The sequence below is a fragment of the Microbulbifer sp. ABE4_465 genome (assembly GCF_056160765.1).
The window spans coordinates 659,851-671,723 of sequence record NZ_JBSWXV010000002.1 but is presented as its reverse complement, the minus strand read 5'-3'; the positions used below and the strand labels follow the sequence as shown (position 1 = coordinate 671,723).

General features: G+C 57.1%; 11 protein-coding genes. 1 reads left to right on the top strand and 10 read right to left on the bottom strand.

Annotated elements, in window-relative coordinates; all coding sequences use genetic code 11:
* Positions 1-293: 293 nt before the first annotated feature.
* The 9 genes from ACXAG1_RS06450 to uraH form a co-directional block, all read right to left on the bottom strand.
* Positions 294-1,181 carry a 2-hydroxy-3-oxopropionate reductase gene (locus ACXAG1_RS06450; RefSeq protein ID WP_475092039.1) on the bottom strand — a complete coding sequence of 296 codons (888 nt, stop codon included), beginning with the start codon at positions 1,179-1,181 and terminating at the stop codon, positions 294-296.
* Between the two features lie 182 nt (positions 1,182-1,363).
* Complete coding sequence (gene hyi, locus ACXAG1_RS06445) at positions 1,364-2,143, bottom strand: hydroxypyruvate isomerase (RefSeq protein ID WP_475119267.1); 780 nt, start codon at positions 2,141-2,143, stop codon at positions 1,364-1,366.
* A gap of 116 nt (positions 2,144-2,259) precedes the next feature.
* Positions 2,260-4,035 carry a glyoxylate carboligase gene (gene gcl, locus ACXAG1_RS06440; RefSeq protein ID WP_475119266.1) on the bottom strand — a complete coding sequence of 592 codons (1,776 nt, stop codon included), beginning with the start codon at positions 4,033-4,035 and terminating at the stop codon, positions 2,260-2,262.
* A gap of 172 nt (positions 4,036-4,207) precedes the next feature.
* Complete coding sequence (locus ACXAG1_RS06435) at positions 4,208-4,744, bottom strand: ureidoglycolate lyase (RefSeq protein WP_475092036.1); 537 nt, start codon at positions 4,742-4,744, stop codon at positions 4,208-4,210.
* 61 nt (positions 4,745-4,805) lie between these two features.
* Positions 4,806-5,657 (bottom strand): bifunctional allantoicase/(S)-ureidoglycine aminohydrolase, encoded by an 852-nt coding sequence (locus ACXAG1_RS06430; RefSeq protein ID WP_475092035.1) that lies wholly within the window; start codon positions 5,655-5,657, stop codon positions 4,806-4,808.
* A complete protein-coding gene (puuE, locus tag ACXAG1_RS06425) occupies positions 5,657-6,652 on the bottom strand; it encodes an allantoinase PuuE (RefSeq protein ID WP_475119265.1) in 996 nt (331 codons plus the stop codon). The genes ACXAG1_RS06430 and puuE overlap by 1 nt, the downstream gene beginning before the upstream one ends.
* A 520-nt stretch (positions 6,653-7,172) precedes the next feature.
* Entirely contained in the window at positions 7,173-7,901 is a 729-nt protein-coding gene (locus ACXAG1_RS06420) for a GntR family transcriptional regulator (RefSeq protein ID WP_475119264.1), read from the bottom strand.
* Between the two features lie 250 nt (positions 7,902-8,151).
* Positions 8,152-9,516, bottom strand: a complete 1,365-nt coding sequence (locus ACXAG1_RS06415; protein ID WP_475119263.1) for a urate hydroxylase PuuD — start codon at positions 9,514-9,516, stop codon at positions 8,152-8,154.
* Between the two features lie 267 nt (positions 9,517-9,783).
* Entirely contained in the window at positions 9,784-10,137 is a 354-nt protein-coding gene (gene uraH / locus ACXAG1_RS06410; RefSeq protein WP_105103433.1) for a hydroxyisourate hydrolase, read from the bottom strand.
* Positions 10,138-10,334: 197 nt separating this feature from the next.
* Here uraH and uraD point away from each other — a divergent pair, with 197 nt between their 5' ends.
* Positions 10,335-10,871 (top strand): 2-oxo-4-hydroxy-4-carboxy-5-ureidoimidazoline decarboxylase, encoded by a 537-nt coding sequence (gene uraD, locus ACXAG1_RS06405; RefSeq protein WP_475092031.1) that lies wholly within the window; start codon positions 10,335-10,337, stop codon positions 10,869-10,871.
* Between the two features lie 190 nt (positions 10,872-11,061).
* On the opposite strand, the gene ACXAG1_RS06400 is transcribed toward uraD, so the two are convergent.
* Positions 11,062-11,847 carry an outer membrane protein OmpK gene (locus ACXAG1_RS06400; RefSeq protein WP_475092030.1) on the bottom strand — a complete coding sequence of 262 codons (786 nt, stop codon included), beginning with the start codon at positions 11,845-11,847 and terminating at the stop codon, positions 11,062-11,064.
* Positions 11,848-11,873 lie beyond the last annotated feature (26 nt).

Genomic DNA, 11,873 nt, shown 5'->3' with positions numbered 1-11,873 from the left:
TCCCTTATCCAGCCTGTTTTCCGCATTAAAAGAGATAATGCAAAAACAGTTCCGGAAAAAGCCACTGGCGACGGCGATTCTTCATCGCCAGCGGAAACACTGGGTTCTTTAGGCCGCAACGAAGTAATACTGTTCAAATTGCAGCCCGCTGGCGGTAACCCTTCCCGGGACCTTCTAAAACAGGGACGTTTTAGAAGAGCCCCCAGGGATGGGTTCACGGCGTGTCCCGGGAAGGGTTACCGCCAGTGGGCGCCGCCAGACTTATTTCATGCGACTCTGACTAAAAATACAGCTCAGCTGCCGATTTCGTGGTCCGCGAGCTTTTCCAGGGCGCGCACGATGCCGGCGTGGTCCCAGTCGGCGCCGCCGTTGGCGGCGCAGGCCTGGAACAGCTGCTGAGCGTTGGCGGTGCCCGGGAGGCTGAGGTTGAAGGCGCGGGCGCTTTCGAGGGCCAGGTTGAGGTCTTTCTGGTGCAGGCGGATGCGGAAGCCTGGGTCGAAGGTGCGTTTGATCATGCGTTCGCCGTGGACTTCGAGAATTTTCGAAGAGGCGAGGCCGCCGAGCAGGGATTCGCGCACTTTGGCGACGTCGGCGCCGGCTTTGGAGGCGAACAGGAGGCCTTCGGAGACGGCTTCGATGGTGAGGGCGACGATGATCTGGTTGGCGACTTTGCAGGTCTGGCCGGAGCCCTGGGGGCCGATGTGGGTGATGGTTTTACCCATGACTTCGAGGATCGGATGGGCGCGGACGAAGCCTTCTTCGGTGGCGCCGACCATGATGGTCAGGGCAGCGTTGATGGCTCCGCCTTCGCCGCCGGATACGGGGGCATCCACGTATTCACCGCCGGCAGCGGCAATGCGCTTGGCAAATTCCTGGGTGGGGACCGGGGCGATGGAGCTCATGTCGATGACCAGAGCACCGGGCTGCAGGCCTTCGACTACACCTTCCTGGCCGAACAGTACGGATTCCACGTCCGGAGTGTCCGGGACCATGGTGATGATGATTTCGCAGTTTTCTGCCACGGCTTTGGGGCTGGCGACAACCTGCATGCCTTTTTCGGCGAGGGTTGCGTCCAGGGCGCGGCCGCGGTCATTGGTGAATAGTTGGTGGCCTGCATCCAGCAGGTGACCTGCCATTGGGCGGCCCATGATGCCGAGGCCGATAAATCCGATCTTGCTCATTTCTCTCTCCAGAATTTTTCATTTATTTTCAGGAAACTCGTACACATGGTTGCCGGTTGGTGGCGGTACACCTTTCCGGAACCTTCATCGACATGGATGTCGATGCAGAGCCCCCAGGGATGGGTTTACGGCGTGTTCCGGAAAGGTGTACCGCCGCCAACCCCGCTCTAAACTTGCAGTTCTTACGTGTGTGCCGCATCCAGCCAGCCCAGGCCTTCGCTGGTGGTGGTTTTCGGCTTGTATTCGCAGCCGACCCAACCGTCATAGCCGAGCTTGTCCAGGTGCTGAAACAGGAAGGGGTAGTTGATTTCTCCGGTACCCGGCTCGTGACGGCCCGGGTTGTCCGCGAGCTGTACGTGGGCGATCTGCTCCAGATGCTTTTCGATGGTCGGGGCGATATCGCCTTCCATAATCTGCATGTGGTAGATGTCGTACTGCAGCTTCAGGTTGTTGCTGCCCACCTCGTCGAAAATTTCCAGTGCCTGCTCGGTACCGTTCAGGAAGAACCCGGGAATATCGCGGGTGTTAATGGGCTCGGCCAGCAGCTGGATGCCGGCAGCCTGCAGGTTGTCTGCAGCAAAGCGCAGGTTCTGAATCAGGGTCTGGCGGGCTTCTTCCTTACCTACACCGACCGGGGCGATACCGGCGAGGCAGTTCACCTGCTTGCAGCCCAGTGCGGTGGCGTACTCGATGGCTTTGGCCACACCTGCGCGGAACTCGTCCACGCGATCCGGGTGACAGGCGATGCCGCGCTCACCGGCGGCCCAGTCGCCCGCGGGGAGGTTGTGCAGTACCTGGGTCAGGCCGTTGTCGTCCAGGCGCTGTTTGATTTCCTGCACGCTGTAATCGTAGGGGAATAGATATTCCACGCCCTTGAAGCCCGCATCGGCGGCGGCTTTGAATCGGTCGAGGAAATCCACCTCGGTAAACAGCATGCTCAGGTTGGCAGTAAATTTTGGCATTTTGCTTCTCCTGTTATTTTTTCGTCATTTCCGCGCAAGCGGGAATCCAGGTACTCTCGGTGCTAGGTTCGGGATTCTGGACCCCGGTCTTCGCCGGGGTGACGGGAGTTAAGTGTTCAGGTCAGTGCGGCGATTGAGGTGGGCGCGTCGCCCTCGCCTTCCGCCAGCGCTTCAAATTCGTTTACGCCGTCGAGATCCACACCCATGGAAATATTGGTTACGCGCTCGAGGATTACCTCAACCACAACCGGCACGCGATGCTGTTTCATCAGCGCGCGGGCTTTTTCCAGTGCCGGGGCGATATCGTCCGGGTGGGTGACCCGCAGCGCTTTACAGCCGAGGCCTTCCACTACGGACACGTGGTCCACACCGTAGCCTTCAATTTCCGGGCAGTTGATGTTTTCAAATGCCAGCTGCACGCAGTAATCCATATCGAAATTGCGCTGCGCCTGGCGGATCAATCCCAGATAGGAGTTGTTCACCAGTACGTGGATGTACGGCAGGTTGAACTGGGCACCGGCGGCGAGTTCTTCCACCATAAACTGGAAGTCGTAGTCACCAGACAGCGCAACAATTTCCGCTTCCGGGTCGGCCTTGGCTACACCGAGTGCTGCAGGCACTGTCCAACCCAGCGGTCCGGCCTGGCCACAGTTGATCCAGTGGCGTGGCTTGTACACGTGCAGGAACTGGGCACCGGCAATCTGCGACAGACCGATGGTGGAAACGTAGCGGGCGTTTTTGCCGAAGACTTTGTTCATTTCTTCGTACACGCGCTGGGGTTTTACCGGCACATTGTCGAAGTGGGTCTTGCGCAGCAGGGTGCGCTTGCGCTCCTGACAGTCATTGCCCCAGGCACTGCGATCTTTCAGACGACCGGCGGCTTTCCATTCGCTGGCTACTTCAATCATCAGTTCCAGCGCGGCTTTTGCATCGGAAACAATGCCGTAGTCCGGGCCGAAAATACGGCCGATCTGGGTGGGCTCAATATCCACGTGTACGAATTTGCGGCCTTCGGTGTAGGTGGAAACGTTACCGGTGTGGCGGTTGGCCCAGCGGTTGCCGATTCCCATTACGAAGTCAGACGCCAGCATGGTGGCGTTGCCGTAACGGTGGGAGGTCTGCAGGCCCACCATGCCCGCCATCAGCGGGTGATCATCGGGAATGGTGCCCCAGCCCATCAGGGTCGGGATTACCGGTACGCCGGTGATTTCCGCAAACTCGGTGAGCAGATCGCTGGCGTCGGCATTGATCACACCACCACCGGCAACCAGCAACGGCTTGTCCGCGTCGTTCAGCATGGTCAGAGCTTTTTCAACCTGGGCGCGGGTAGCGGCCGGCTTGTACACGGGCAGCGGCTCGTAGGTATCCGGATCGAATTCGATTTCGGTCATCTGCACGTCGATAGGCAGATCGATCAGTACCGGGCCCGGACGCGCGCTGCGCATCAGGTGGAACGCCTGCTGGAAAGCGCGCGGTACCTGGGCCGCTTCCATCACGGTGATCGCCCACTTGGTGACCGGGCCGGCGATTGCCTTGATATCCACCGCCTGGAAATCTTCCTTGTGCAGTTTGGAAACCGGCGCCTGACCGGTGATGCACAGAATCGGAATGGAGTCTGCGCTGGCCGAGTAAAGGCCGGTAATCATGTCGGTGCCGGCGGGGCCGGAGGTACCGATGCACACTCCGATATTGCCGGCCTTGGTGCGAGTGTAACCCTCGGCCATATGTGAGGCACCTTCCACATGGCGGGCCAGGGTATGGTCGATACCGCCGACTTTACGCAGCGCAGAATAGAAAGGGTTGATTGCGGCACCGGGCACGCCGAAGGCAACGTCGATGCCTTCTTTTCTCAATACGTGAACCGCGGCTTCGGCAGCTGTCATGCGAGCCATAGTTTTCTCCCACTGAAGTCATCGCTTCAGAAATTGCTTGGTTATTCTTGCTTCCTGCACCGGTTATTGGGTGCTTGTACTATCGGTATTTCTTCGTCATTCCCGTTAACATGTGACCCTGCACTTCGTGTCACTGGACCCCGGCCTTCGCCGGGGTGACGCTGATCTAAATTCAGGCGGTGACTAAAGCTTCTTCTCCGACCACTACATCCGCTACATGCACTCGAATATTCATCGGGTACTCATCGCAGTTTTTCCCTTTACCACCACGATCCACCACCACAAACTCGCCCTTGCGCTCGATTACCGACTGCACGCCGTGCCACAAGCCCGCGCGGTAATTCACGCCCTGGCGGCCGTCGGTAATAAACGCGCGCACCTCCTTCGGATCGATGGCTTCCCCCTTGGGCGCGACCACGATGACGAAACGCTCTTCGTGCATCGGAATAAACGCCTGGCTACCCAGCGGGTGACGCTCCAGATATGTCAGCTCCAGGGGAAGCTCGACGGGCTCACTGATAAAAATGCTCACCAGTGGGCGGGCCTCTTCACCCAGGGTTTCGATCTGCACCAGGTCGTGATAGCGCTGCGCGCGTCCGCCGTTGATCGAAAACGAATCCGCGGTGCGACTGTCGATCACATCGCCATAGGGCGCGAAGGCTTCTGCGGTCAGTGGTTGTGCCCTAAGTTCGAGTACAGTTTCGAGCATGGTGGTTTTCTCCATCTTTTTTAGAATTAGGGTGTGCTACATCCGTGTACGCGCATAACAATCAGCGGTTACCAAAACCCCCGAGTTTCATTTGACGGTTTACGTCTTTGTACAGGAGGTAACGGAACGGGCCGGGGCCGCCGGCATAGCAGGCTTGCGGGCAGAAGGCGCGCAGCCACATGTAATCGCCGGCCTCCACTTCTACCCAGTCTTTGTTCAGCAGGTACGCGGCCTTGCCCTGGAGTACATAAAGGCCGTGCTCCATCACGTGGGTTTCCGCAAACGGAATTACGCCACCGGGTTGGAAGGTGACGATATTCACGTGCATGTCGTGGCGGATATCTTCGATATCCACAAAGCGCGTGGTGGCCCAGCAGCCTTCTGTGTCCGGCATTTCGATGGGCTGAACATCTTTTTCATTGGTAACGAAGGCTTCCGGCACATCGATACCGTCTACCCGTTCGTAATATTTGCGAATCCAGTGGAAGCGCAGTGTAGACGCACATTCGTTGCGCACCTGCCAGTCGCTGCCCGGCGGAATAAATGCGTAACCGCCCTCTTCCATGCGGTAGCGCTGGCCGTTCAGGGTCAGGGTCAGTTCGCCCTCCACCACAAACAGCACGCCTTCGGCATTCGGGTCAGACTCGGGCTTTTCACTGCCGCCACCGGACTGCACTTCCATAATGTATTGGGAAAACGTCTCGGCGAATCCAGACAGCGGACGGGACAGCACCCACAGGCGGGTCTTCTCCCAGAACGGCAGATAGCTGGTGACGATATCGCGCATCACGCCTTTCGGAATCACCGCGTAGGCTTCGGTAAATACCGCGCGATCAGACAGCAATTGCGTCTGCGGCGGGTGCCCGCCTTTGGGGGCGTAATAGGTGTGCATTGGGTATTTCGAGTTGCTCATTACTGTTCCAGTGCTTTTTCCAAACTGCTACAAACCGTATTGTTTTTCGCCGCTGGGGCGGGGTGTTCAGACGCCCAGTGGCGGGCGATATCCACACGCCGGGTCACCCAAACCCGATCGTGTTTTTCGATATAGTCGAGAAATTTCTGCAGCGCGCGGAAGCGGCCGGGGCGACCGATCAGGCGGCAGTGCAGGCCGACACTCATCATTTTTGGTGCGTCTTCACCCTCTGCGTAAAGCACGTCGAAGGCATCGCGCAGATAATCAAAAAAATGCTCGCCGGTGTTGAACCCCTGGGGCGTGGCGAAGCGCATATCGTTGGTGTCGAGGGTGTACGGGACGACCAAATGGTTTTGCTGCTCACCCTCGGAAGTTTCTACCGGGGTCCAGAACGGCAGGTCGTCGCCGTAGTTATCGCTGTCGTAAAAGAAGCTGCCTTCGTCCACCACCAGTCGGCGGGTATTGGGGCTGTCGCGGCCGGTGTACCAGCCCTGGGGCTTTTCGCCGTACAGTTTCTGGAAAATCTCGATGGCCCGGCGCATATGCTCGCGCTCGATATTTTCCGGAATGTTCTGGTAGTGAATCCAGCGCAGGCCGTGGCAGGCAATTTCGTGACCCAGTTCTTTAAAGGCCAGCGCCAATTCCGGGTGGCGCTCAAGCGCGGTGGCGACGCCGAACACGGTCAGCGGCAGACCGCGTTTTTCAAATTCATTGAGGATGCGCCACACACCGGCGCGAGAGCCGTACTCGTAGATGGACTCCATGCTCATGTGGCGATCGGCATAGGCCTCGGCACCGACGATTTCCGACAGGAAGCGCTCGGAGTGGCTGTCCCCGTGCAACACACAGTTCTCACCGCCCTCTTCGTAATTCAGCACAAACTGCACAGCCACTTTCGCGCGCCCGGGCCAGTTGGCCTGAGGCAGGTCGCGCCCGTAACCGATGAGGTCGCGGGGGTACGGGTTCTGCGCTTTTTCCTGGGTCGAAGAATTCAACGTTGTTATTCCTTTTCTGTTGCTGATTACCGCTGGCAACGGATGCCGGAGATCAAACTCGATCAATCCGGTCACTTTTGGATACAAATCATCGCGACTTTGTGGCGACACTTTTTGTATACAAGACAAAGATATAGTGTATTCAGACGGTTTGCAATCGTCGGATTGCAGTTGTTCAGGAATTTTTTGGGGAATGGGCAGGGCTTCGCGGCGGCTCAGGGTCCGATGGGGGGATCTCTGGTAGCTCCGTGGCGGTGGATCACCGGGTAAACCTTTTCGAAACCGCCACAAGTACGTCCATGTAGGCTGCGTCGGCGACGTGGCCCGGCCGCTCCAAGTATTCACGGCGCCTTCGGCCCCTGTCGCCGACGCTTTCGAAAAGGTTTACCCGGCACTCCACCTTCGCATCAACGAATGGAGTAACTTGCGAGCTATGCAGGCAGAGAAATAAATATCAGAAATGGGGAGCGAGCGGCCTGAAAGGACTTCAGGCCGAAAGAAAAGGAAAGATAGAAAGGAATCAGTTGCCGAAAATACTGTAGAGATCCGGCACTTCTTCCGCGCCTTCCACAATAGACAGAGAGCCTTCAACGGCCTTCAGGTGATCCAGCATAAATTGCGACGCACCGGCACCATCGCCGGCTTCCAGCAAACGCACAAGCTCATCGTGATCGTGAGATTCACACCCCATATGCTCACCGCCGGAATTGCCATAAACCGCGAGAATCAGAGATGAACGGGAACAAAGGCGCCCGATAAACTCTGCCAGGGTTTTATTGCCGGACATCTGCGCCAGGCGCTCGTGAAATTCAGAAGACGTACGAATCGCAAGGCTGTTATTTCCCTCGCGCAGGGCATCCACTTCCCGCTGGGACAACGCCCGCAACTCGGCAATTTCCACTTTTGAAACACGCGCAGCCACTTCCGGCATAAGACCGCACTCGATCATCTGCCGCGCCGCAAACACCTCCCGCGCCTCATCCGCCGTCGGCCGCGCCACGCTGGCACCGCGACGGGGAGCGATGGTTACCAGCTGCTCCATGGCCAGACGCTGCAGGACTTTGCGGATACCGGTACGGCTTACACCGAACACTTCAGAGAGCGCATCCTCCCGCAGGCGGGAGCCGGGTTTGAGACGGTGCTCGACTATCGCGTCACTGATGGACTGATAGATAGCATCCTCCCGCTCGGTCCCTTCCTGACGTTTGCGTTTGGTAGCTGGTGCGGTATCCGCGGTGGCTTCAGGCATTCCCCGTGACTCTCTTCGCTTGCTTGTATTGGCGTTTGTGGATTTGGAAACCGCCTATTGTATACAAACAAGTGTGGTGAAAACCAACTTTGAGAAGAACCACAATGTTTGGGAGAAGGGCGAGTGCTGGGTGTGGGGTTTCAGGATCGTCGGCAACAGGGACGTTGCCGACGAAGCGTACAGGGATGTATTCACAGCGGTCCTGAAACCCCACACCCAGTGCTTGCCCGCCACCGCGGGCAATTCAAAGCTACTCGGACCAGGCCGCAAACACCGCGCGCTCTTCGTCTGTCATGCCGGTCATGTTGCCGAGGGGCATATAGCCACTGGCGACTGCGGCCTGAATTTTGGCTTTGGTTTGCTCGACCTGCTCGTGGTTATCGAAGGCAAATCCAGCCGGCGGTGCAGAGAAACCCGGTTGGGTCGGGCTTTGGGAGTGGCAGTTGGCACAGTGGCGTTCGACCAGTGTGAACAAGTCTTCTCCCTGGGAAGCCTCTTCTGCAACCGGCACTTCAGCTTCTGCAGGCACCACTTCTGCGGTATCTCCCTGCTCTGCAGAGACAGGCTCTTTCGCAACCTGCTCCACTTGCGCCGACTCCGACGGAACAACTTCCGCTTCTTCAGCCGACTCCACTTTTTCCACAGGCTGAACCTGCTCGGCCTCAACCATCGCCGGGTTCGGCGCCGCCTGCGGAGACACAATCCAGAATGCGACCATAATCAGCGCAACGCCTGCCGCCGGGTACCCCGGCTTGATCTGGCCAGAGTGCATCAACACAAAGAACTGGCGGATCAGTGCGCCCGCGAAAATAAACAGCGTCATGATTACCCACGCAAATTCATGTGTATAAGTGAAGGCGTAGTGGTTGCTGATCATCAGCAGTACCACCGGCAGAGTGAAATAGGTGTTGTGTACGGAACGCTGCTTGCCACGCTTGCCGTCGATGGGATTCGGCTCTTTGCCTTCCTTCATGGCATTCACCATGCGGCGCTGGCCGGGGATGATCCAGAAGAAGACGTTGGCGGACATGGCGGTGGCCATGACGGCGCCGGTCATCAGGAAGGCGGCGCGGCCGGCGAACAGTTGGGTGCTGACATACGCGACGACGATCATGAGGACGCCGACGGCGATACTCAGCAGGCCGTCCCGTTCCATGTTGGGACTGATGCGTTTGCACAGTTCGTTGTAGATGATCCAGCCAGAGAGCAGGAAGCCGATGGCGACGACGTTGGCTTGCCAGCCGGTGAGTGCGGCGGCCCAGGCCCAGTCGCTTTGGGTGTTGATGAGGTAGAAGGCTGGGTTTGTCATATACAACAATATGAACAGGGCGAAGCCGGAGAGCCAGGTGGTGTAGGATTTCCAGAAGGACCAGTGGAGGTCGTCGGGGAGTTTTTCGGGGCTGGTTGCGTATTTCTGGTTGTGATAGAAACCGCCACCGTGCACGGCCCACATTTCGCCGAAGACGCCTTTTTTACGGCAGGCTTCGTTTTCCGGTTTTTTAAGTCCATTGTCGAGCATGACGAAATAAATCGATTCGCCAATCCAGGCGATGGCGGCAATCACGTGCAGCCAACGCAACATAAAGTTTGCAAATTCCAGGATAAAAGTTTCCATAGCCCGTTCTCTTTCTCGCTTATTGTTTTTCGGGGTGAGAAAAACACTTCCTCATCCCGCGGGCCCACCCTCTCCGTTTAAGCAGGTCCTGTGGCGGGCAGGCACCGGGTATCGGTTTTCAAAACCACTGTGAACCCATCCCTGGGCGTTGCGTCGGCGACGTCCTGTCGCCGACGCTTTTGAAAACCGATCCCCGGTACCTACCCTTCGCGTCTGGCATTCGGCTTCGTTAGCAAGCCGAAAATCAACAACTCCCCTAACGTCTGATCAACTACCCCGGTAAGTGGAATAGCTGTAAGGGGAAACCAGCAGCGGCACATGGAAGTGCTGGGAGGAATCAGAAACCCCAAATCGCAGCGGGATCACATCCAGAAAGCGCGGCTCGCCGTTGCGGTTGCCCTGGCGGCGCAGGTATTCGCCGGCGTGGAATACGAGTTCGTATTCACCCACCAGAAACTCTTCCCCTTCCAGAATCGGGCCATCGCAGCGGCCGTCGTCGTTGGTGACCACTTCTTTCAGCCAGGTGCGGTTGCCACCGGCGAGGCGGTAGACCTCGACGCGGATCCCCTGCCCCGGCAAGCCGCGGGCGGTGTCCAGTACGTGGGTTGTCAGGCGTCCCATCGTTTTCTCCTGTGTTCTTCTGTTCTCTCAGATTCTTTCGGCACCCGGCTTCCAGAGGATTCCGGGGCTTCTGTTTGTTGTGGATTTATTTTTACACCAAATATGGATACATATTCAAACACTTTATGTATACAATTTGATTTTATAAGTGAATACATTAATCTGGCGATACAAATAAATGACCGGGAGAGAAAACAATGACAGAGACGACAACCGCAAACCGCCTGGCACCAGCACCGGCCACTCAGAGCTGTGAGGATTTTGTTGCGCGGTTTGGGGATATCTACGAACACTCCCCGTGGATTGCGCAGAGAGCGTGGGATAAAGGGCTATCAGACGACCACTCCGATCCGCTGGTACTGGCAGAGGCGATGTCGCAGGAGCTGTGGGGAGCGAGCGAGGACGAGCAGATGGGCGTGATCTGTGCGCACCCGGATTTGGCAGGTAAGGCGGCGTTGGCAGGCGAACTTACTGACGACTCCACCAAGGAACAGGCAGGCGTAGGACTGGACCAGTGCACGCCAGAGGAACTGGCAAAGTTTGAGACGCTGAATAACGCCTATAAAGACCGCTTCCAATTCCCCTTCATCATGGCAGTAAAAGGAAGCAACCGCTTCCTGATCCTCGATGCCTTCGAAGTCCGTCTGAAAAACAGTATTGAAGAAGAGCGCAAAACCGCAATCGAACAGATCAATAAAATCGCACGCTTACGATTGGTGGACAGAGCACAATAGCCAGAAGCGAAGGACAGGTACTGGGGATCGGTTTTCAAAAGCGTCGGCGACAGGGACGTATTCACAGCGGTTTTGAAAACCGATACCCAGTGCCTGGCCGCCACAACACAACGAATATACGTACCACCGAACCACAAAAAAATGCCCGTGCATCACTGCCCGGGCATTTTTTATCGCGTGAACTCAGACGTTAGAAGTAAAACTTCACCAACGCACTTACCGCATTTTCGGTATCAATCGCGCGGCTACCGAACTTGTTGCGCCAGTAGGAATACTCGATACCCGCATACATCACGCCCGGCTTGTCGGTAAGGCTACCCACGTCCAGAGTCAACTGCGGGTTGATGTGGGTTTCCGCCGCCTGGGCGCCGCTCACACCGGAAGAGTAATCCGCGAATCCGTCGAACAGGAATTTTGCAGAGCCGATTTCAAAGGGAGCACCCCAGGTAACCGTCATCTGCCAATCGTTGGGATCGTCAAACGCGGTGTTGTTATCCACATAGTACACATTGGTATTGAAGTACTGCATGCCCGGCACATCCCAGCTTACACCCACACCCGCCAGGTAGTTATCCGCATCGGCACCGCCGCCGAATTCATAGGTACCCGCGAGCAGTACGTCTTTCACCGGACCAAACTTCAGCTCATTGCCGGTCAACCAGCTCATGCTCACACGCGGCGCAAATTCACCGTAGAGATCGTTTACACCGGTATCTTCATCCTCCACCTGGTAGCGGTCGATAAAGAAGAAGCTGTCGCCCCAGTTGTTTGCGGCGATGTTTTCAAAGGTAAATACGGTCGCATCTTCCTGAGCGCCGCCGAAAGTTTCGTACTGGCCGCTGTGTAACAGGGACAGGGTCGAAGTTCCGAAGAAGCGCTCGGCGTGGGCGGTGGGCGCCATGGCTGCGGCGATGGCGGTCACCAGGATAGATTTGGACAGGGTAGCTTTATTCAGAATGGTTTTGATTGATTTCACAACTCAGTCTCTCTGGTTATTTTTAT